A 21,797-nucleotide genomic window follows, 5' to 3' on the forward strand; every position below is an offset into this window, starting at 1 on the left:
TTCATTACGTACTTTACTTGATATCTGGTGCGCATGGAAGGAGTCGAACCTCCGACCGCCTGGTTCGTAGCCAGGTACTCTATCCAGCTGAGCTACATGCGCTTTCAGATAAGCAATTTTCTTAGCAGTCTTTAAGGTTTCAGATGGTGCGCATGGAAGGAGTCGAACCTCCGACCGCCTGGTTCGTAGCCAGGTACTCTATCCAGCTGAGCTACATGCGCTTGATCATCTTGAAAAACTAAAGCAGAAGTGGCGCGCATGGAAGGAGTCGAACCTCCGACCGCCTGGTTCGTAGCCAGGTACTCTATCCAGCTGAGCTACATGCGCGAATTGTATTCTTTACTGCTAAAACGAAAAATGGCGCGCATGGAAGGAGTCGAACCTCCGACCGCCTGGTTCGTAGCCAGGTACTCTATCCAGCTGAGCTACATGCGCGTATTTCACGTTAAGAAATGGCGGAGAAGGAGGGATTCGAACCCTCGATGGGAGATAAAGCCCATACTCCCTTAGCAGGGGAGCGCCTTCGGCCACTCGGCCACCTCTCCGTTTTCTTGGCGCACATATTACTGTTTGAAGAAAATAAGTCAAACCCTTTTTCCGAAACCTTTTCCGTTTGTCCTGTTTTTAATCAGCCCACCTAAATAACGCGCAAATCCTGTGCTATCAAGGGTTTTCCGGCGCCAAAAAATAAAAAAGCCAGTTTAAAAACTGACTCTTCTATTCCTGACGGAGGTTCACTTTGTGTCGCCTCAGAAGTTACCACCTTCAGAAGGGGTTCCGGTTTTCTCAGACTGAATACGCTGATAAATCTCCTCACGGTGCACAGAAACTTCTTTGGGTGCATTCACACCTATACGTACCTGATTCCCCTTCACACCCAGCACTGTCACTGTGACCTCGTCACCAATCATCAGTGTTTCGCCAACACGACGAGTCAAAATCAGCATTCGATTGCTCCTCTAGTTTCCATATTTTCTACACACGGCGCTCATCCGTCGTAACCATTATTATAAGGTGAGCTTAGTACAAATTAATAGTATTCAATACTAAATCCGTTGTTTAATTACACCTTATTTAGTTCAAAAGCGTGATGTAGAACTCGAACTGCCCTGTATAAATCCGCTTCATCAATAACCAAAGACAGCTTTATCTCTGATGTTGCCATCAACTTAACATGAATTCCTTCATTCCCCAAGATATCAAACACCTTGGCGGTTGCCTCGGCTCTGCGATGCACGCCGGCGCCTATCACAGAGACCTTGGCCAAGGATTTTTCAAACACCAATGGCCCCAACGACAGGCCAAGAGCCGCCTCATCAAGCACCTTTAGCGCCCAAGAGAGCCTGTCGGCATCCATGGTAAAACTGACGCCGTCATCCGTCCCCGCCTTGGTTACCAAATCAACGTCGACACCGTTTTCGGCCAACAGTGAAAATACTGCCGCAAAAGGGTCTGGTGAATCGTCAGAGCGGTTAAGACTCAGCATCGCCTGCCCTTTACTGCAAGCGATACCGGCCACTTGATTACTCTTGTCTTCACAGGCATCGAAACGGATCAGTGTGCCACTGCCGGGCTCAAAGCTGGAAAGCACCCGCAAGGGAACCTGAAAGCGCTCGGCATAAGACACTGAATCCGGGTGCAACACCTTGGCACCCAATCGAGCCATCTCCAGCATCTCTTCGAAGCTGATGGCATCGAGTTTCTGGGCGCTCGGTTCGATATTGGGATCTGTGGTATAGACACCGGCCACATCGGTAAAAATTTGACATTCCCGCGCCTTGAGCGCAGCAGCCAATGCCACCGCCGTGGTATCAGAGCCACCACGGCCAAGAGTGGTCACTTCCCCGAATTGATCCCGTCCCTGGAAGCCGGCCACTATCGGGATAATGCCCTGGGCCAGCAACTCCTGCAGATACTGAACATCAACTCGTTCGATACTGGCACGGCCAAACTGACTATTGGTATGGATTTGCACCTGAGCGGCATTGAGCGACTTGGCTTTAACACCACGTTTTGCCAGTGCCATCGCCATCAGGGCAATACTCACCTGCTCGCCGGTGGAAACCAGCATATCCATCTCCCGCGCCGAGGCTTCAGGGTCAATCTGCCCCGCCAGCGCAAACAAACGGTTGGTTTCACCGGCCATGGCAGAGAGCACCAACACCTGATGCTCGCCGCTCAATTGAGCCTTGGCAATCTGCTCGGCAATCACCTCGATACGCTCAATCGAGCCTACCGAGGTGCCACCGAACTTTTTGACATACAGTCGCTCGTTACTGCCTGAACGTACTTCTTGTGTCACATAGACCTCGTTGGTGGCGAAATTATGCCAGACGTTCAGTCAGCCAAGGCGTTACCGATGCCAATGCCTGAGGCAAGTTGGCAACTTCACTACCACCGGCCTGAGCCATATCGGGGCGACCACCGCCCTTGCCACCAACCTGCGCGGCCACCATGGCCACCAATTCACCGGCCTTCACCTTAGCGGTCAGGTCTTTAGTCACCCCGGCGATAAGGTTGACTTTATCGCCATGAGCCAGACCCAGCACCACTATGCCAGATTGCAGCTTCTGCTTAAGTTCGTCCTGCAGACCACGCAGAGAGCCTGGGTCAATGCCTTCGACCTGTTTCACCAACACCTTGACTCCGGCAATCTCTTGCGCATCGGCAACCATATCGGCGCTGGCAGCGGCGGCCAGTTTATCTTTAAGCTGAGCAATCTCTTTTTCCAGTTGGCGGCTACGCTCCAACTGCGCCTTGAGTTTGGCGACCACAGAGTGACTGTCTGCCTTGAGCAAGTTAGCGGCATCATTCAATTCCTGCTGTTGCTCGGCGACGAAAGCCATGGCTGCAGCACCGGTTACCGCTTCAATACGGCGAATACCGGCGGCAATACCGCCTTCGGAAGTGATCTTGAACAGACCTATGTCACCGGTGCGGCCCACATGGGTACCACCACAAAGTTCAATCGAGAAGTCACCCATAGTCACAACCCGAACCTGGGCATCGTATTTCTCACCGAACAAGGCCATGGCGCCTTTAGCTTTGGCCTGCTCTATATCCATCTCGGCCGTTTGCAGCTCGTGGTTACGACGGATCTGGGTATTAACCATCTCTTCAACCGCCTTGAGCTCTTCAGGCTTAACCGCTTCAAAGTGGGAGAAGTCAAAACGCAGACGCTCAGGCTCCACCAAAGAACCTTTCTGGGTCACATGCTCACCCAATACCTGACGCAGCGCGGCGTGCAGCAAGTGAGTCACTGAGTGGTTCAGCTGGGTGCGATGGCGCAGTTTCTTATCGACTTGCGCAAGCAGCTCCTGACCCAGAGTCAGTTTGCCTTTACTCAGTTGGCCGATATGGCCTGTGGCCTGGGCATACTTTTGGGTATCGCTCACCTCAAACAGCAGACCTTCGGCTGTCAGTTGGCCCTTATCGCCTACCTGGCCGCCCGACTCGCCATAGAATGGGGTTTTATCCAACACAATAACCGCTTGCTGACCGACTTGCAGAGTGTCGACCGCCTGACCATCGACATAGATGCCGATAACCTTGCCGTTGCCGCTCAGTTCGCTGTAACCGCAGAACTCACTGTCGGCATCAATCTTCAGCCCGGCGTTATAATCGGCACCAAATTGACCGGCGGCCTGAGCCCGGCTACGCTGCTCGGCCATCGCCGCATCAAAACCCTCTTCATCGACCTTGATATTACGCTCGCGGCAAACATCGGCGGTCAGATCCATAGGGAAACCATAGGTGTCATAGAGCTTGAATACAGTTTCACCATCCAGGGTATCGCCCTTGAGTTCAGACAGGGCTACATCCAGAATCCCCAGACCACGCTCAAGTGTACGGGCAAACTGTTCTTCTTCGGCTTTCAGCGCCTTTTCCACTATGCTCTGAGTCGCCTTAAGGCCCTTGGCGGCATCGCCCATCACGTCAATAAGTGTAGGTACCAGCTTATAGAAAAAGGTATCAGTGGCACCCAGCTTGTTACCGTGACGCACGGCGCGGCGGATGATACGCCGCAGTACATAGCCCCGGCCTTCATTGGACGGCATCACGCCATCGGCAATCAGGAAAGCGCAAGAGCGGATGTGGTCGGCAATAACCCGCAGGGATTTGTTTTCCAGATCTGTTACGCCGATGATCTCGGCCGTCTTGGCAATCAGAGTGCGGAACACGTCAATTTCATAGTTGGAATGCACACCTTGCATAATGGCGGCAATACGCTCTATCCCCATACCTGTATCAACAGATGGCTTGGGCAGAGGTTCCATCACCCCATCGGCCTGACGGTTGTACTGCATGAAAACTATGTTCCAGATCTCAATAAATCTGTCGCCATCCTCTTCCGGTGTACCTGGGCGACCGCCAGGGATATGGTCACCGTGGTCATAGAAAATTTCAGTACAAGGACCACAAGGGCCTGTATCGCCCATTTGCCAAAAGTTATCTGAAGCATAAGGTGCGCCCTTGTTGTCGCCGATACGGATAATATCCTCGGCGGGAACTCCTATCTGCTTGTTCCAGATATCAAAGGCTTCATCATCGGATTGATAAACGGTAACGCACAAACGTTCCTTGGGCAGCTTGAGCTCTTCGGTCAAGAAACTCCAGGCAAAGCGAATGGCATCTTCTTTGAAGTAATCACCGAAGCTAAAGTTACCCAGCATCTCAAAGAAGGTGTGGTGACGGGCCGTATAACCCACGTTATCCAGGTCGTTATGTTTACCACCGGCGCGAACACAACGCTGCGAAGTGGTAGCGCGGCTGTAGCTACGCTTGTCCATACCGAGAAATACGTCTTTAAACTGGTTCATCCCGGCGTTGGTAAATAGCAGAGTGGGGTCATTGCCTGGCACCAGAGAACTGCTGTCGACTACCTGATGGCCATTCTTGCGGAAAAACTCCAGGAAAGCACTTCTGAGTGCTGCTGTGGTTTGGTACATAAATCGTCCTGAGTTACTTAAGCCTGAATAATGTATAAAAAGTGGTCTAAAGGCGTGCATCGCCCGGCCACTCGAGCGCTCTTTTGCCAAGCATTATAAGCATGCAGCGCCAGAATACCAATTAGATTGCGCAGGGTATGACGCCTGATACAGCCGAGGTACAGAGAGCATTAACGGCATAAGCCAAAACCGGATTAACGGGGTAGGCAAATGCTATTTGCCATAGGTGTTGAATTACTCAGCGAGTATAGAAACCTGCGCGGGCAAACCAGGATACAGAGGCTTTAGCGGGATATAACCATGGGCGACAAGCGCAAAAACTAGCACCTGGATTGCGTGCTGGTACAGAGCGCAAAAAAGGCTGCAACTTAATAAGAGTGAATGTTGGGGTTTGTCAAATGAAGTCAGTTGCAGAGATTTGGCAGCGGTAAACTTGGTTATGAAAAGGGCTTTAGTGATAGAGAAAAATCAGTCGTAAGGGTCATATTCAAGGGCGAATGCCACTTGATCATAACTAAAGCCCTGCCCCATCAAATGACGAATTCGGCGAGCCTTTTCTTTCATATCATCAGCGGGACTATCGCCGAATTTCTTTAGTGCGCGGCTGCGCGCCAAGGCAAACCAGTCACAATCACAGGCATCCAAAACCTGCTCGATACACTGTTTATTCAAGCCTTTTTGCATCAGTGCCTGACGCACTTTTCCCGGGCCGTGGGCCTTGGCAATATGGCTGCGCAACAAGGCTGCAGCGAAACGCTGATCATCGATAAAGCCTTTGGTTTCCAGACTATCCAAAGTCTGTTCTACCTCAAGCGACTCAAAGCCCTTGCCCAGTAAACGGCTCTTGAGTTGCTCGCGGCCATAGTCGCGGCGCGCCAACAGCGCGACCGCAACATCCATTACCGACTGGCTCAGAAAACTTCTCCGGTTTCCAAGTCGATATTGCCTTCACCCGTCTCGGCGCTGGCAGGAGCTGCTTCTGCTTTGCTGAGCAGTTTAGCGCGCAGTGCCGCTTCGATTTCGGCAGCCACTTCAGGGTGTTCCTTGAGGTACTTACCTGCATTGGCACGGCCTTGACCAATCTTGTCACCCTTGTAGCTGTACCAGGCACCGGATTTTTCCACCAGCTTGTGGGCTACGCCTAAATCAACCAGCTCACCGGTACGGTTGATACCCTGACCATAGAGAATTTGGAAATCGGCTTGTTTGAAGGGGGCGGCAATCTTGTTCTTAACCACTTTAACCCGGGTTTCGTTACCAACAACCTCATCACCCTCTTTGATAGCGCCTGTACGGCGGATATCGAGACGAACTGAGGCGTAGAACTTAAGAGCGTTACCACCAGTGGTGGTTTCAGGGTTACCGAACATGACCCCAATCTTCATCCGGATCTGGTTGATGAAGATAAGCAAAGTGTTGGACTGCTTGAGGTTACCGGCAAGCTTACGCATTGCCTGGCTCATCATACGAGCCGCCAGCCCCATATGGGAATCACCGATTTCACCTTCGATTTCAGCCTTGGGAGTCAGAGCCGCCACTGAGTCAACAATGATGACATCAACGGCACCACTGCGAGTCAGCGCATCACAGATCTCCAGCGCCTGTTCACCCGTATCTGGCTGAGAACACAGGAGGTTATCGATATCCACGCCCAGCTTCTTGGCGTAGATAGGATCCAGTGCGTGCTCGGCATCGATAAAGGCACAGACTTTGCCTTCACGCTGCGCCGCAGCAATCACTTCCAGTGTCAGAGTTGTTTTACCTGAAGATTCAGGACCATAGATCTCAACAATACGGCCCATTGGCAGACCGCCGGCCCCTAGAGCCACGTCCAGAGAAAGCGAACCGGTAGAGATGGTTTCGACATCCATGGTTCTGTCTTCACCCAGTTTCATGATAGAACCTTTACCGAACTGCTTCTCTATCTGTCCCAGAACTGCGTTAAGCGCCTTCTCTTTGTTTGGATCTATTTTCATTCCTGTTCCCTCTTGATTGCGGCGCAATACGTCGCCTGAAATCTATGTTGCCGCCCCTTTATTCAGAGCTTTGGGGTAAATACCAATCTGCCACCTAGTATACTGTACAATCATACAGTATCAAGTGCTGGCGATAATTTATTTAAAGGCCGCTTGCTGATCAATCACTTGTGACCGAAGGCGTAAAATTTCCCCGCCCACGACTGGCTCAGTGATGAATAACTGATACTATTGGCGCCATTAAAAAAGGGCAACCGCTCTTGGAAACACAGTCAAGGAAATATCTGAAAGCTCCCATGAATGCAGTGATTACGCCTATGGATAACCCGGATTTGGAAAAACACACCCCTATGATGCGCCAGTATCTATCGATGAAGGCGCAGCATGCCGAAATGCTGCTGTTTTATCGCATGGGGGACTTTTACGAGCTGTTTTACGATGATGCCAAAAAAGCCTCCGAGCTCTTGGGTATTTCACTGACGGCCAGAGGCAAGAGTGGTGGCGATCCTATTCCTATGGCGGGTATTCCTTATCATGCGGTGGAGGGCTATCTCGCCAAGCTGGTGCAGCTCGGTGAGTCGGTTGCCATCTGTGAGCAGATTGGTGATCCGGCCACGTCCAAAGGGCCGGTCGAGCGCAAAGTAGTGCGCATAGTGACTCCGGGAACTCTCACCGATGAAGCGCTGCTGCAAGAACGTCAGGATAACCTGCTGGCCGCCGTCTACGAAGGCAAGAACGGTTTTGGCTACGCCACCTTGGATGTGGCCTCCGGCCGTTTTGTGATTGCCGAGCTGGCCACTCTTGAATCATTGGAGGCCGAGCTGCAACGCACCAAACCGGCCGAGCTGCTCTACAGCGAAGACTTTTCCCAACAAAGCCTGATTGCCGGCATCAAGGGCAAACGCCGTCGTCCCGAGTGGGAGTTTGACTTGGATACCAGCATGCGATTGTTGCTGGATCAATTCGGCACCAAAGATCTGCGTGGTTTTGGCATAACAGACGCCAGGCTGTCACTGCAGGCAGCCGGCTGCCTGATGCAGTATGTCAAAGATACCCAGCGCACCGCTCTGCCCCATATCAATGCCATTACCCGCTTTAACCAGAGCGACAGTATAGTGTTGGATGCTGCCACCCGGCGGAATCTGGAACTGACGGTGAACCTTGCCGGTGGCCGGGACAATACTTTGGCTTCGGTGCTGGATGCAACCGCCACCCCCATGGGCAGCAGGATGTTACAGCGCTGGATCCATCAGCCACTCAGAGACCATCAACAGATTGGCCTGCGGCAAACCGCTGTGGCAGAGTTGATTGCCAGCGGCCTGTTCGAGCCGTTGCATGACGACCTAAAGGCGCTTGGTGATGTGGAGCGGATCATGGCGCGCCTGGCTCTGAGAAGCGCCCGCCCGAGAGACTTTGCCCGTCTGCGACAAGCGCTGGCGCTGTTGCCGCAACTGCAGCAACTATTGGCAAATACCCAAAGCCCCGAGCTTGGCCGTTTGAAACGTCAGCTCAGTGAATTCCCTGAAGAGCTCGCGCTGCTGGAGCGGGCGATTGTCGACAACCCGCCGGTACTTATTCGTGATGGCGGCGTGATCCGCGATGGTTATCATGCCGAACTGGATGAATGGCGCCGCCTTAGTGAAGGCGCCAGTGACTATCTGCAACAGTTGGAAGTCAGGGAAAAAGAGCAAACGGGAATAGCCACCCTGAAAGTCGGCTTCAACCGGGTACACGGCTACTATATCGAAGTTTCCCGCGGCCAGTCGGCACTGGTGCCTCTGAGCTACCAAAGACGCCAGACATTGAAAAACACCGAGCGCTATATCATCCCAGAACTGAAAGAGTATGAAGAGAAAGTGCTTTCCAGTCAGGGCAAGGCGCTGGCACTGGAAAAACAGCTTTGGGACGAGCTGTTCGATCTCCTGCTGCCCAAGCTCAGCGAACTGCAGGCCTTTGCCATGGCGGCGGCCGAGTTGGATGTACTGAGCAACTTTGCCGAGCGGGCCGACAGCCTCAACTACCACCAACCGGAGTTGAGCGATAAGCCGGGCATACATATTGAAGCCGGGCGTCACCCAGTAGTTGAGCGAGTCAGCCAGGCTCCCTTTATCGCCAACCCGGTAACCCTTAGCCCTGAGCGTAAAATGTTGGTGGTCACAGGCCCCAATATGGGCGGTAAGTCCACTTACATGCGTCAGGTGGCGCTGATCACCCTGATGGCACATATCGGCAGCTTTGTGCCGGCAGATAAGGCGATTCTGGGGCCTGTTGACAGGATCTTCACCCGTATCGGCGCCTCGGACGATCTGGCCTCGGGCCGCTCCACCTTTATGGTGGAAATGACAGAAACGGCCAATATTCTCCACAATGCGACCGCAGAGAGCCTGGTGCTGATGGATGAGATTGGCCGCGGCACCTCCACCTATGACGGCTTGTCACTGGCCTGGTCGGCGGCAGAGTATCTGGCCCAGCGACTGGGCGCCATGACACTGTTTGCCACCCATTACTTCGAGCTGACTCAGTTAGCAGAATTGATGCCCCAGGTTGCCAATGTACATCTGGATGCCATGGAGCATGGCGACAGCATAGTCTTTATGCACGCAGTGCAAGAAGGAGCCGCCAGCAAGAGCTATGGTTTGCAGGTTGCTTCACTGGCCGGTGTTCCGGCCTCGGTGATCAAGGCCGCCAAATTGAAACTGCAACAACTTGAAAGTCGCGATCACGGTCAGGCACCCCATGTTCAGGCACAGGCCACACTGCAACTGGAAACACCGCCATCTGAGCTTGAACTTCTGCTTGGCAGACTGAATCCGGATGAACTCAGCCCGAGAGAGGCGCTGGACTTAATCTATAAACTCAAGGCGTTGGCAAACTAAACCTTTGAATTTCAGTTTTCAGCTCAACTTGAAACAACGATTTCACCGAGCAAATGTGCCTGTTGCGCGGTTGATATGAAGGCTGCTTCGTAAAATAGAAAATCCGATGACACTGGTCATCGGATTTTCAGCTTTTCCATAAGATCCTGGTTTAAATGCTCAACACTGAGCCCAGATTCTCCTTCAATGCATCATGGCCTGACTTAGAACTTGTGCTCCAGACCAACACCTATGTACTTGTCATCATCATCCACATTTTCCATGGAGCGATTGGTGTAGAAGGCAAACAGCTTGGTTGGCTTACCCAGCTTGTAGTCAGCACCGATAGACCAGGAATCACCCTTATCTTCCATATCCTGCCACTGACCTTTCAGAGTCACTGCATCAATCTTGTACGCCGCGCTCAGCAGGTAACCGTTCTTGCTGTCACCATCGACGGACTTCTCTTCCTGCTGGAACATACCCCCCAGAACGAAGTTGGCCAGCTTGGCCTGTACTGTGGCGCGCAGGACATCGTAGCCCTTAACTTCTGAGTCATAAGCAACAGAGGCGAATACTGCGCTCTTTTTCAGATCCTTGTCACCGTACATGGCAGCAATAGAGAACCCATCTTCACCACCCTGTGACTTGGCAGCTTCAGCAGCATAAGTGGCACCAACTTTGAAACCACCGAATGAAGGTGACAGGTAAGTTACAGTTTGCTCAATACGGTTTTCACCCTTGAACAGGCTCTTGAGGTCGCCTGACAGGTCGTTGAACTGGTCAACTTTACCTTGAGCGACTTTCAACATGGTGTCATTACGACCCACAGAGACAGCACCGAAGTTACCTTTCAAACCAACAAACTGATTACGAGCCAAGAAGTTATCTTTGGCATCATTACCTGTATCTACCTCATATTCCACTGTGTAGAATGCAGCCAGATCGTTACCCAGATCGAATTCGCCTTTCACGCCAAAACGAGAGGCATTGCTTTGAACCGCAGTTTCAGAATCGTCAGCAGCAGCTTCGTCATTTGACTGAACAGTAACATTCAACTTGCCGTAAACGGTCAGCGGCTCGGCAGCGTGGGCAGAGGCCAGAGAGACTGAAGCTATGGCTGAAGCGAGTAGTGTTTTGCAAAATGCATTCATCATTAATTCCTTTCGACGTTCTCTTCGTCTTGGTTATTGGTTTGGAACGAGCGAAAGTGTGCAACGAGTCTGTTGCAGTTTTATTTCATCTTTTAACCTGCCAGATTCATTATGCCTTTAGAATCTCCTTAAAAAAGGCAAAAGCCCTTAACCACGCGGGCTAGGGACAAGCAATACACCATATGACATTTTGGTTAAATCTTTCCCGGGTTGAAAAATCTGTGCTAACGGGGCGGGTTTACCTTGAGGATTTCATGCCTTACACTGCGGCTTTATTTTTCAAAGAGCGCCTGTCATGTGGTTTAAAAATCTCACCGTATATCGTTTCAACAAACCATTTTCTACCGATATAGAGGCACTGGAGACTGCCCTTGAGGGTTTCACCTTTTCTCCCTGCTCCAGTCAGGACATCAGCAAGTTCGGTTTTTCCAAGGCTTTGGGCAAACTGGGGCACACCCTGGTTCACAGCGCCAATAACCGTCACCTCATCTGTGCCACCAAAGAGGAGAAGTTGCTGCCTTCTCAGGTCATCAAGGAAGCGCTGGAAGAAAAAGTGTCGCTGCTGGAAGAGGAAGAAAACCGTAAGCTGACCAAGAAAGAGAAAGATGCGCTCAAGGATGAAATCACTACCACACTGTTACCAAGAGCCTTCTCCCGTCGCAGCCAAATCAAGGCGCTGTTGCTGCTGGATGAGCAACTGATCCTGGTAGATAGCTCCAGCGCCGCCAAGGCCGAAGAACTGCTGGCCTTGCTGCGTAAGGCACTCGGCAGCCTGCCAGTGGTGCCAATGAGCACCAAGACACCGATTGAAGTGCAAATGACCGAATGGCTCAAGCAAGGCAATGCCCCAGCCCCCTTCACCATTCAGGATGAAGCTGAGCTCAAGTCTGCCGCCGATGATGGCGCAACCGTGCGCTTCAAGCAGCAGGATCTCGGCGAAGAGGAAGTGCTGGCTCACCTGGAAACCGGCAAGCAGGTGCATAAACTGGCACTGCACTTCGGTCAGTCCATCGCCTTTGTGCTGCAATCCGATGCCGGACTGCGTCGCCTCAAGTTCTCGGAAGAGTTCCGCGCCGCCACCGATGATGTTGCCGGTGAGGATCCGCTGGCCAAACTGGACGCTGACTTTGAGCTGATGAGCAGCGAACTGGTTGCGCTGATGCTGGCTCTGGTCGATGCCCTGGGCGGCGTTGAAGATAGCCTGTAATCCCTATCTCCAAGTAGAAAAGACGCCTGATGGCGTAAATGCCGTTCACTTAGTGTGAACGGCATTAGAGTCTACCTCAGCTTTGGTCAGCAAGCTCCAAGGTAGAAGTCCCCTGTGCTGATATAAAATAGACGCCATAAAAAACGCCGGCACACCTGAAGATGCGCCGGCGTTTTCTGGACAATCAGATTCAGGACTTATCAGACTCAGGACTTATAGTTACCCTGAGCGTCAAACGGCCAGTCTATACCGAGCCAAGCCTTGAAGAAGGCTTTCTGGGCGCGGCTGACGCTTTTCTTGGGCTTAATTTGCAGCTTGCCGGATTGCTCTGAAGCCAGAGTCACACGCCGCTCTATGAGCTTATCGTCGTGGAACAGGGTCACAGTCAACTCATCACCTGCGTCAAAGTCGGCCAAACGTTTGGCGTAACCTTCGGCGCTGACTTTCAAGCCATTGATAGCCAGCAGCTGATCGCCGGCGACTATGCCCGCCTGCCAAGCCGGACCACCGCGCTCAACACTCTGCAACACCAAAGAGCCGGAAGTGAGGGTCATACCGGCAAAGGCCTGCTCCTTACTGTCTTTGCCATAGGCGGTCTTAAGCCCTGCCTGACTCAGCAGTTTGTCAAAGTCCAGCACCAAGGGGGCATTGACATGGCTCTGCCACCAAGGCTCATAATCCTTGCCGGATAAGTTTTTCAAAATACGTTTCACATCCGTAACATTGTATCCCTTGGGAACCTTATGCTCACGATAGAGACTTCGGTGCACATCCCGGTAGGACACCTCTTTATCTGTGTCCTGCAGCAGTGAGAAGTCCAGTGCCAACGAAGTCAGATAACCTTCTGAGTAGATGTTCACACTGTGGTTGATGGCGTAATCGCCGCCTGTGCTAACCCATTGACCGGCGCTGGCTTCGGCCACCGACTGAATTTCCCGCCCCGGCTTATGCTGATTGGCATTGACCCGCTTGGCCAGGTCTTCCATAAACTCTTTAGGCGTCATGATCCCGGCACGCAGCAACAACTGGTTTTGAAAATAGCTGGTAGAACCTTCCGCCATCCACAACAGCTCTGTCATATTCTCCTGTTGGTAGTCGTAGGGCACCAGTCCCTCCGGGCGATAGGCCTTGACGTTCCAGGTATGAATAAATTCATGGGAAGCCGTGCTGATGAAACGCAGATAGTCCTGGCGCTCACGGAAGTTGAATCTGGGCAGCTGGATAATGGTTGAGTTCAAATGTTCGGTGGCGCCGCGGGCTCCCGAGGTGGCGTGCACCATATAAACATAGCGCTCGAAGGGATAGTCGTCCCAAATGGCCGCTGCCGTAGCGGACAACTTACCCAGATCGGCCTCTATCTGCGCCAGGTCATAGTTGCCCTCGCCCCAAACCACCAGCTCATACTGTTTGCCGTCGGCCTTGAAGGCGCGATGTTGGCTAAGCCCGGTTTCAATCGGTGAGTCGACCAACACATCATAGTTGGCAGCCACAAACGAATGGGGCTTATCACCCGCGGCCATCCCCGAGTAACTGCGCCAATCGCTCGGCACATCCAGTATTACCTTGACAGGCTCCTGACGAAAATCAGGGCTGTACATGAATACGCCGCTGGCATCCAGAAACGCATGACTGGCATCAATATGCCTGACTCTTTGCCCCAACTCATTGGCGTAGAGCTGATAGCTAACTGTGACCGCAGTCGGCTTGGATAAAGCCACAGTCCACTCACCGCTGGCACTGCGTTTCCAAGGCAGGCTATTGCCCTGCTCGTCCGAGGCATGAAAACGACGAACCCCGTCCGCCAGCGGCAATACCTGATACTTGCCGGTACGCCAAACGGGCAGATTAACCTTGAGCTGTTGCCCGGAATGTTGCGGAAAAGTAACATTAACCTGAGCCAAATGATGTTCGGGACTTTTCAGATTTATCTGATAATCAATGTCAGCCAAAGCTGAAGATGTCCAGCCCAGAGTTGTCAGTAGGGAAGAGTAAGATATGATTGACAAAACAGCGGATTTCACTCGTAATTCCTTCTTATGTCATTGTTGTTATAAAATCGGCCGAGTATAACAATTCGGGGAGTTCACCTCACCCGTTGCTAATAAAAGCTAACAATTAAGTCCCCAAAGAAAGGGACAAAGGCAAATATATGTACTTTTTCAGGGTTATCTTCATCGCATCCATGCTGCTTGTGGGTCTGGCGCACGCCGATGAATTGGATGATATAGAGATAAATTTCAGAGAGCAGCCCAGGCAACTCCATAGCACTGTGGTCGGTTCAATGCCAAAATCACTGCAATATCTTTCTCTTGAAGAGTTTCAGACCAGCGCATCTGAATTGGGCTATACATCGGGACAATTGATAAACCAGCTTATTCTGTTGGCGCGACTGGATCTGGATGCTCAAGTGCTGGTTCCGGGCCGGCTGGAACAGGCACTGGAAATCATTGAACTATTAAAGATAATTGCCCGCAGCGACTATGAAAAAGCAGCTCTCTATAACTTGGAAGGTCGTTATCTTGGCCGGGTTGATCAACAGTATCAACAAACTGTCGCACTCAACCAACAAGCACTCGAGCAGTTGGGCGAAGCAGAAGACAAACGTAGTCAATTACTCAGGTATGTCATCTATGAAGATTTGGGTACAGTGAACCTGATAGCCAAACAACCTATCCCCTCTCTAAACGCCTACAACCAGCTCAGAGATACCGCCTACCAACTAAGAAATGATTACCTGATAGCCAATGCCGAGGCGGCGTTGGGCAAATACTATAATGTGAACGATCAGCAGACCAAGTCGCTGCAGCACTACACCGAAGCTTTCCGCTTGGCCAGCCGTTATAACCATCCCAATCAGAAGGCGCTACTACAGCTGAACCTGGCCAAGCTCTATCGGGATATGGAGCAGTGGGACGAGGCTCTGGAGTTTGCTCATGGAGCAGCCGATGCCTATACGGCTATGGGTTCAGGCTCTTTTCTATCCCATACCATGACGGTTATCGCCATGGTATATGCCAATACAGGCGAATGGAATAAAGCAATAGACTACTACCTCAATGCCCAGCAGCTTGATGCCGAGCTAAAAAACTTTATCGCCCAGGGGTTAAACTTCCACAACCTGGGAGAAGCTTACTTCAATTTGAACGACCATCAAGTCGCCCTCGATTACCTGTTTCAGGCCAACGCAATATTCAAAGACAGAAAAAGCAATCATTACCTTGTTTACAATGAGATGCTGATAGCTGAAGTAACGCGCGCCATAGAGGATTGGCCTTTAACTATGCAGCACGCCACAGAAGCACTGCGACTGGCTAAATTATTGGCGTTACCACAAGAGCAGATTGAAGCTCTGGGTCATCAAACCTATGCTTACAAGGCGCTGGGACAATATCAACAGGCGCTGCTCTCTCAGGAGCAAAGCCTCCAACTACAACAACAGCTGCTGGAACAAGAACGGAATGCCAACTCGGATGTCAGCTCCTCTGCTGTCACAGAGCAAAAATTGAAGTTGGAAGTAAGTCAACTCAGGCAGGAAAAGCTACAACAACAAGATTCATTGCATACCCGTAATATCTTGCTGGTGGTCAGCTTGGGGTGCAGTCTACTGTTGCTGGCACTGACGATGCAGCAATATAAATTGCGTAAACGTATGGCAAAAACCAACCAGGCCCTGAAAACGAAAATGCAGCTGGAACCCATAACTGGCCTGCCCGGTTATCGCGCTCTGCTTGGCAATATTTCGAGTAAAACCAAGGGACTGGCGCTACTATCTCTTGAGAATGAGCTCAACAGCGACCTCACCTTGGGCAACAGCCTGGCGGCGCCAAGACTCGCGCAACTGGCTGAAGATATTGCCGCTATCACAGGTGCCAAGGTATTTCTGCTCAGACCCGGCCTATTTGCCCTGACTCTTACCGAAGAAACCAGACCGGCACAGCTTTACCGTCAACTTAGCGACTGGCAATTCCAGGGGCTGGCCCCCAAATTGGCCCTGGGGTATATTCCGCTGCCATTATTGGCTAACCCGGATGTTAAATTGTCACCTGAAACCCTGGTTGAAACTGCACAGCTAGCCCTTGCCGGTGCCATCAGTTTGCAGAATAACCAAGGTAGCTATGTCGGTTTCAGTACTCTGGACTTCACGCCAGCCGCCATCTTCTCAGCTCCGCTCTATCTGCAACTGCAAAAGAGCATTATCCGTGGCCTGATAAGAGTAGAAACCAATGGTGAGAAAGATAAGATCCACTGGCCGGAGGTACTCCAACCGTCCAGAAGCGAACATGTGTCAATAATTTGATCTAAACGACAAAACTTTGTCTCAACAACTAGATGGCAGATTTGCACTCCGGCCGGATTGCGATACCATTTAGAAGTGTCTGGAACCGGCGTCATAAGAAATCAAGCCTCTCATGACCCGACGATTGATTCGATCGCGCATCGAAGGAAAATAACAGGAATGAAGGACTCAAACGCAACGGTGTCGCAACTGGGTGTACTGAAACAGAAATTGCACTCTACCAAAGCCGCGTTGGATGAAATGAATGAAGACAGAAATGCCAAACTGCAGGCGTTACTGCAATTTATTGGTCATCTCAGTCTGGCCTGTAAGGGACAAAGTCTGGAGCTTGACAACAAACTGGCCAAGCTTAGGCATAACCTGGGAACCTATGAACGTATTAATGATGTCCTGCCGGATCTGGTCGATGTCGAACGTCTACTCAAGGGACAGTACCATCATGTGATGGGTCAACTCGAAGAAGGCCGCTCCAGTCTGAGCAAATTCAGCCGTCAATTGCAACGAGTCGACTCCATGCCCGAACGCCTCAAGAAAGAGGTCAGCTATTTCAAGCAGGAGCTGGGCAAACCTTTTCATACCGTCTGGGACTATATTCCAAAGGTCGAGCAACTGGTGGGCTTTTATGAGCAACTGCTCGAAAGCCAATTTGAATCTGAATCTCCCATTGCTGTCTTGCCTAAACACAGGCAGCTTGGCCATGAATTGGCGCAGATGATATCCAATATAGAGTTTCGCAAAGATCAGCGTGATCAGGTTTTGGTGATCAAAGAGCTGTTGGCCTCGAGCGAGATAGATGTCGAGGCTCTGCTGGAAGCCTATCAAACGATACTCTCACTGCTGCTGGACAACATTGCCCGCGAAAAAACCGCCTCGCAGGAGTTTCTGTTTGCCCTCAACGATGCCCTGAGTGCCGTACGGGAAGTGGTCAGCGATTCTTACAATCAGTCCCAGCGCAGCCATCAGCTCAAGAACCAACTGAATCGCGAGCTCAACGCCCAGGTAGACAATGTTGGCGCATCACTGGTAGATATTGATGACATCACCGAGCTAAAACAACAGATCAGCGAACAACTGGCCACCATTCGTGCCAGCCTCGCCCGTAAAGAAGCGCTGGAGCAGAGAGAGCAAGCCTTGCTACGCAAGTCGATAGAGATTATGCGTAAAGAACTGAACGACCTCTCCAGCGAAGCCACCACCTATAAAGAAAGGCTGTTTGAACAGCAAAAGCTCAACATGCTCGATACCCTCACCCAACTGCCCAACCGTGCAGCCATGGAGGAGCGGATGGAGCAGGAATACCGCCACTTCCAGCGCAATAAACAGCCCCTGTGGCTGGCGGTAGCCGACATAGATCACTTCAAATCCATCAACGATAGCTTTGGTCATACCACAGGTGACAAAACACTGCAGGTTATCGCCATGGCGTTGAAGAACTCCCTGCGTGATACTGAGTTTGTTGCCCGTTACGGCGGTGAGGAGTTTGTTCTCATCATTCCGGATGTTTCCCCCAAGGATATAGAACAACTATTGAACAGGGTGCGCGAAAAAATTAAAAATATTCCTTTTAAATTTAAAAATCAGCGTATTACAGTTACAGTATCCATAGGGGCCGCGCAGATATTGGATGGCGAACACATCCAGGAAACCTTCGAACGTGCCGATGCGGCCCTCTACAAAGCCAAACATGAAAGCCGTGACAGAGTCATTATAGATTGACAGCAATGACTCCGGTTTCAGCTCAAGGAGTCGTCATGATAGTCAGGATCAGTCCCCGCGGCAGTATGGACCAACTGTCGCAACTGGAGGCAGACCGCCTCAAACAGAGTGCCAAGAGTGACCTTTACCAACTCTACCGCAACTGCTCTTTAGCCGTTTTGGCCTCGGGGCAGCAGACTGATAATGCCAAAGAACTGTTTGAACAATTCCAGGACTTTGAAATCAATGTGCTGCGCCGGGAGCGTGGTATCAAGTTGGAGCTGGTCAACCCGCCGGCCAGCGCCTTTGTCGATGAGCAGATAATTGTCGGCATTCAGGAACATCTGTTTGCCGTGCTAAGGGACATCATCTATGTCAGCAACAAGTACGATGGTCTGAAACACATCAACCTCACCAATGCCAGCCACATCACCAACGTGGTGTTCGACATTCTGAGAAACGCCAGAGCCATTACCCCGATGCAGGATCCCAATGTGGTGGTCTGCTGGGGCGGCCACTCGATAAACGATACCGAATACAAATACACCAAAGAAGTAGGCTACCAGTTGGGGCTAAGAATGCTGGATATCTGTACCGGCTGTGGCCCAGGTGCCATGAAGGGGCCAATGAAGGGCGCCGCAATCGGCCACGCCAAGCAGCGTATTCATAACGCCCGTTACATAGGCCTGACCGAGCCGAGCATTATCGCCGCCGAGCCGCCCAACCAGATAGTCAATGAACTGGTGATTCTGCCGGATATTGAAAAACGTCTGGAGGCCTTTGTTCGTCTGGGGCACGGCATAGTCATTTTCCCCGGCGGTGCCGGCACCGCAGAAGAACTACTCTACCTGCTTGGTATTTTGCTCAACCGCGAAAATGCCGATATTCCCTTCCCGCTGGTGCTCTCCGGCCCCAGAGAAAGCGAAGCCTACTTCCGCGAAATCGATGCCTTTATCGGCGCCACCCTTGGCGAGCAGGCGCAGCAGAAATACCAAATCATCATAGACGACGCCCCCCAGGTCGCGCGTATCATGCGTGCCGGAATGGAAGAGGTTAAACGTCACCGCAAGCAAACCGGTGATGCCTACCAATACCAATGGAGCCTCAAAATCGAGCCGGAATTCCAGTTGCCCTTTGTACCCACCCATGAAGTGATGGAAAACCTCAACCTGCACTTCCAGAGCAACAAGGCTGAGCTGGCGGCCAACTTACGCAAGGCGTTTTCCGGCATAGTGGCGGGCAACGTCAAAGCCGAAACCATGAAAAACATCGAGCATCATGGTCCATTCAAGCTCAAGGGCGACCCCGAGCTGATGGCCTTGATGGATAAATTACTGGGCGCCTTTGTCAGCCAGCAAAGAATGAAGTTACCTGGCACCGCCTATGTTCCCTGTTATCAAATAATGAAATGAACCGACTGCTGATTATCGATGGCATGAATCTGGTGCGCCGCCTGCATGCGGCGCAGCCGGATGAAGCCGACATGCAAGGGCTGACCGAGCGCAGCCGCAATGCCTGCCAGAAGCTTATTCGCCAGCACAGCCCCACCCACGTGGCCATAGTCTGGGACGGCGATGAAGAATCCTGGCGCAAACGCCTGTATCCGGATTACAAAAAAGGCCGCAAACCTATGCCCCAAGCCTTGGCCGATGGCCTGCCGGCACTGAAACTGGCACTGGCCGAAGCGGGCATCGGCTCCATCAATGCGCTATCGGAAGCCGATGATGTTATCGCCACCTTGGCCAGCAAGTTGTGCCTGCGCGGTGGTGAAGCGATTATTGTCTCTACCGACAAGGGCTTTTGCCAGCTGAGGTTACCGCGTTTACTGCTGTGGGATCATTTCAATGGCGCTGCCATGGATATTGCCGCACTGGAGCAGAAACTCGGTATAGAGCAGAGCCAGTTGCTGGACTTTATGGCCCTCAGCGGCGACAGCGGTAATAAGATCCCCGGCATTCAGGGAATAGGTCCCAAGACGGCCGGTGAACTGCTCAGAAGCTTTCGCACTCTGGCCAATGTCTACAATGCGCTCGATACTCTGGGAGCCAAACAAGCCAAGAAATTAACCGAGGGCAAGGAGATGGCGCGCCTCAGCTATCGCTTGGCAAAACTACGCACCGATCTCGAACTTAATATTCGCTTGAACCAGTATAGAGTCAAAGAAAGCTAAGACTCTCAACGCTCAAATTAAGCAATAAAATGGAAAAACCGTATGAAAGGTAAAGCCCCTGTGATTATCGGCAGCATCTTTGTCGCCTATCTGCTCTTTGTTGCCGTGGTCATCCTCTTCTATGAACCAAAACCCGAAGAGATGAGCTGGGAAGACAGGCAAGCCTATAACCTGTCCAAGGTCACTGAATTACAACTGGGGCAGACACTGGAACAAACCATTGAAACCCTGGGCAAAGCCGATTTCAGCGAAGCGATGCAAACCCATGGTCAGTCGTTGCAAGTGCTCTTCTACCGCACCCAGCATGTCAAATCAGACGGCAAGACCACCAAAGACGAGTGCACCCCACTATTGTTTAAAGATGGCCGACTCCAGGCCTGGGGCGAAGACACTTATCAGCAATATCTGCAGCAACATATACAGCCCCTGCAGACCAACCCCAAACAGACACAGAAATAGCGAACCGGGCTTAAATATCGGCTTGAGTGCAAACGCTCTAAACGCCTAAACCCTTGGCAGCCTTATTGGCTGCTCATTATTTTTAACAATCCTCTTCCAACGGATATGCTGCATTCCCGGCCAAACAGTTTAATGACGTAAACAAATATGAATGACTAGCTGATTTTCCACCGCCGCTAATTCTATCTGGAACAGAACTGGCTGATAAAAGCCCCCAACGCCCAATGGAATTGGGGCCAGATCTGGTGGTGGATTTTGCCCAGTGCCCTCGCCTGTTCTTTGCTAAACCTTTCGCCGACATCCTCTCTTCAATAGAGCCGTTCGGGGTTGAGCGTATTAAAAACCCTACAAGCCAGATGAAGATCTGTATGCCGAGATAGACATAGGTACAAGAGACGAACTGGATAGCATTGCTGAAGTGCTCTATGCCTATTTTCAATCTAAAGAAGACACCCACAAACAAAACATATTACAAACACACTGTTTACACTAATACTGTCGCGAGTATCTTATACCACTCAATACAAAGTGAACTGTCTTGCTCTTGAGTAAACCCAGATTGAGCAATAAAACGGAATAACAATATGAAAAATAAGGCACCTCTCGTTATCGGCAGCATCTTTCTCGCCTACCTGGCCTTTGTTGCCGTGGTCATTATCTTCTACGAGCCAAAGCCGGAAGACATGAGCTGGGAAGACAGGCAAACCTATAACCAGTCTATGATCTCCGAGCTGCAACTGGGGCAAACACAGGCAGAAGTCACCCAAACCCTGGGCAAAGCCGACTTCAGCGAAGCCAAGCAAACCTATGGTCATTCACTGCAGGTCCTCTTCTACCGCACCCATCACAGTAAATCAGACGGTAAGACCACCAAAGATGAATGCACCCCACTGTTATTCGAAGATGGTCAACTGCTGGCCTGGGGCGAAGACACTTACCAGCAATATCTGCAGCAACATTCGCCGCAGCAAGTGCTACCCAAGGCCCCAGCTCAACCCGAATAACGGCAGCTATGACAGGCTGACACAGAATATT

General features: G+C 51.5%; 15 protein-coding genes and 5 tRNA genes. 8 read left to right on the forward strand and 12 right to left on the reverse strand.

Going from position 1 to position 21,797, the window contains the following annotated elements; all coding sequences use genetic code 11:
• Positions 1-25: 25 nt before the first annotated feature.
• The 10 genes from RC73_RS09410 to recA all read right to left on the reverse strand — a co-directional run bounded on the left by RC73_RS09410 (position 26) and on the right by recA (position 6,925).
• Positions 26-102: transfer RNA gene (locus tag RC73_RS09410), tRNA-Arg, on the reverse strand.
• Positions 103-144: 42 nt separating this feature from the next.
• Positions 145-221: transfer RNA gene (locus tag RC73_RS09415), tRNA-Arg, on the reverse strand.
• A 29-nt stretch (positions 222-250) separates the two neighbouring features.
• Positions 251-327, reverse strand: a tRNA-Arg gene (locus RC73_RS09420).
• A 31-nt stretch (positions 328-358) separates the two neighbouring features.
• Positions 359-435: transfer RNA gene (locus tag RC73_RS09425), tRNA-Arg, on the reverse strand.
• Positions 436-453: 18 nt separating this feature from the next.
• Positions 454-545: transfer RNA gene (locus tag RC73_RS09430), tRNA-Ser, on the reverse strand.
• A 204-nt stretch (positions 546-749) separates the two neighbouring features.
• Complete coding sequence (csrA, locus tag RC73_RS09435; protein ID WP_025011666.1) at positions 750-947, reverse strand: carbon storage regulator CsrA; 198 nt, start codon at positions 945-947, stop codon at positions 750-752.
• 116 nt (positions 948-1,063) lie between these two features.
• The gene (locus RC73_RS09440; protein ID WP_052248113.1) at positions 1,064-2,302 is read right to left on the reverse strand and encodes an aspartate kinase; all 1,239 of its coding nucleotides are present in this window, start codon (positions 2,300-2,302) and stop codon (positions 1,064-1,066) included.
• Between the two features lie 22 nt (positions 2,303-2,324).
• Positions 2,325-4,949, reverse strand: a complete 2,625-nt coding sequence (gene alaS, locus RC73_RS09445) for an alanine--tRNA ligase (RefSeq protein ID WP_039034395.1) — start codon at positions 4,947-4,949, stop codon at positions 2,325-2,327.
• A gap of 468 nt (positions 4,950-5,417) precedes the next feature.
• Positions 5,418-5,849, reverse strand: a complete 432-nt coding sequence (locus RC73_RS09450; protein ID WP_082014289.1) for a regulatory protein RecX — start codon at positions 5,847-5,849, stop codon at positions 5,418-5,420.
• Positions 5,850-5,860: 11 nt separating this feature from the next.
• Positions 5,861-6,925 carry a recombinase RecA gene (gene recA / locus RC73_RS09455; RefSeq protein ID WP_039034396.1) on the reverse strand — a complete coding sequence of 355 codons (1,065 nt, stop codon included), beginning with the start codon at positions 6,923-6,925 and terminating at the stop codon, positions 5,861-5,863.
• A 317-nt stretch (positions 6,926-7,242) separates the two neighbouring features.
• Here recA and mutS point away from each other — a divergent pair, with 317 nt between their 5' ends.
• Positions 7,243-9,801, forward strand: coding sequence for a DNA mismatch repair protein MutS (gene mutS / locus RC73_RS09460; protein WP_404830129.1), 2,559 nt, complete (start codon positions 7,243-7,245; stop codon positions 9,799-9,801).
• A gap of 203 nt (positions 9,802-10,004) precedes the next feature.
• Here mutS and RC73_RS09465 read toward each other — a convergent pair whose 3' ends face one another.
• On the reverse strand, positions 10,005-10,937 hold the full coding sequence (locus RC73_RS09465) for a porin (RefSeq protein WP_039034397.1): 933 nt from the start codon (positions 10,935-10,937) through the stop codon (positions 10,005-10,007).
• Between the two features lie 292 nt (positions 10,938-11,229).
• Between RC73_RS09465 and rdgC the strand changes: the two genes are divergently transcribed.
• Complete coding sequence (gene rdgC / locus RC73_RS09470) at positions 11,230-12,141, forward strand: recombination-associated protein RdgC (protein ID WP_025889123.1); 912 nt, start codon at positions 11,230-11,232, stop codon at positions 12,139-12,141.
• A gap of 206 nt (positions 12,142-12,347) precedes the next feature.
• Here rdgC and RC73_RS09475 read toward each other — a convergent pair whose 3' ends face one another.
• On the reverse strand, positions 12,348-14,162 hold the full coding sequence (locus tag RC73_RS09475) for a M61 family metallopeptidase (RefSeq protein WP_039034398.1): 1,815 nt from the start codon (positions 14,160-14,162) through the stop codon (positions 12,348-12,350).
• Positions 14,163-14,290: 128 nt separating this feature from the next.
• On the opposite strand from RC73_RS09475, the gene RC73_RS09480 reads away from it, so the two are divergent.
• The 6 genes from RC73_RS09480 to RC73_RS09510 all read left to right on the forward strand — a co-directional run bounded on the left by RC73_RS09480 (position 14,291) and on the right by RC73_RS09510 (position 21,766).
• The gene (locus RC73_RS09480; RefSeq protein ID WP_039034399.1) at positions 14,291-16,438 is read left to right on the forward strand and encodes a tetratricopeptide repeat protein; all 2,148 of its coding nucleotides are present in this window, start codon (positions 14,291-14,293) and stop codon (positions 16,436-16,438) included.
• Positions 16,439-16,597: 159 nt separating this feature from the next.
• A complete protein-coding gene (locus tag RC73_RS09485) occupies positions 16,598-18,154 on the forward strand; it encodes a GGDEF domain-containing protein (protein WP_039034400.1) in 1,557 nt (518 codons plus the stop codon).
• Between the two features lie 35 nt (positions 18,155-18,189).
• A complete protein-coding gene (gene ppnN / locus RC73_RS09490; protein ID WP_039034401.1) occupies positions 18,190-19,545 on the forward strand; it encodes a nucleotide 5'-monophosphate nucleosidase PpnN in 1,356 nt (451 codons plus the stop codon).
• Positions 19,542-20,303: a flap endonuclease Xni gene (gene xni, locus RC73_RS09495; protein ID WP_039034402.1), complete on the forward strand. Its 762-nt coding sequence runs from the start codon at positions 19,542-19,544 to the stop codon at positions 20,301-20,303. Before ppnN ends, xni begins: the two co-directional genes overlap by 4 nt.
• Before the next feature lie 42 nt (positions 20,304-20,345).
• Complete coding sequence (locus RC73_RS09500; RefSeq protein ID WP_039034403.1) at positions 20,346-20,762, forward strand: DUF3192 domain-containing protein; 417 nt, start codon at positions 20,346-20,348, stop codon at positions 20,760-20,762.
• Between the two features lie 584 nt (positions 20,763-21,346).
• The gene (locus tag RC73_RS09510) at positions 21,347-21,766 is read left to right on the forward strand and encodes a DUF3192 domain-containing protein (protein ID WP_052248114.1); all 420 of its coding nucleotides are present in this window, start codon (positions 21,347-21,349) and stop codon (positions 21,764-21,766) included.
• Positions 21,767-21,797: the final 31 nt, after the last annotated feature.

The organism is Shewanella sp. ECSMB14102 (assembly GCF_000813075.1).
Taxonomy (GTDB): Bacteria; Pseudomonadota; Gammaproteobacteria; order Enterobacterales; family Shewanellaceae; genus Shewanella; species Shewanella indica.

Excerpts from the sequence above, each read along its gene's own strand:
- mutS (WP_404830129.1), top strand. The coding sequence starts at position 7,243 with ATGGATAACCCGGATTTGGAAAAACACACCCCTATGATGCGCCAGTAT.
- ppnN (WP_039034401.1), top strand. The coding sequence starts at position 18,190 with ATGATAGTCAGGATCAGTCCCCGCGGCAGTATGGACCAACTGTCGCAA.
- alaS (WP_039034395.1), bottom strand. The coding sequence starts at position 4,949 with ATGTACCAAACCACAGCAGCACTCAGAAGTGCTTTCCTGGAGTTTTTC.
- RC73_RS09485 (WP_039034400.1), top strand. The coding sequence starts at position 16,598 with ATGAAGGACTCAAACGCAACGGTGTCGCAACTGGGTGTACTGAAACAG.
- rdgC (WP_025889123.1), top strand. The coding sequence starts at position 11,230 with ATGTGGTTTAAAAATCTCACCGTATATCGTTTCAACAAACCATTTTCT.
- csrA (WP_025011666.1), bottom strand. The coding sequence starts at position 947 with ATGCTGATTTTGACTCGTCGTGTTGGCGAAACACTGATGATTGGTGAC.
- RC73_RS09510 (WP_052248114.1), top strand. The coding sequence starts at position 21,347 with ATGAAAAATAAGGCACCTCTCGTTATCGGCAGCATCTTTCTCGCCTAC.
- RC73_RS09480 (WP_039034399.1), top strand. The coding sequence starts at position 14,291 with ATGTACTTTTTCAGGGTTATCTTCATCGCATCCATGCTGCTTGTGGGT.
- RC73_RS09465 (WP_039034397.1), bottom strand. The coding sequence starts at position 10,937 with ATGATGAATGCATTTTGCAAAACACTACTCGCTTCAGCCATAGCTTCA.
- xni (WP_039034402.1), top strand. The coding sequence starts at position 19,542 with ATGAACCGACTGCTGATTATCGATGGCATGAATCTGGTGCGCCGCCTG.
- RC73_RS09500 (WP_039034403.1), top strand. The coding sequence starts at position 20,346 with ATGAAAGGTAAAGCCCCTGTGATTATCGGCAGCATCTTTGTCGCCTAT.
- RC73_RS09450 (WP_082014289.1), bottom strand. The coding sequence starts at position 5,849 with ATGGATGTTGCGGTCGCGCTGTTGGCGCGCCGCGACTATGGCCGCGAG.
- recA (WP_039034396.1), bottom strand. The coding sequence starts at position 6,925 with ATGAAAATAGATCCAAACAAAGAGAAGGCGCTTAACGCAGTTCTGGGA.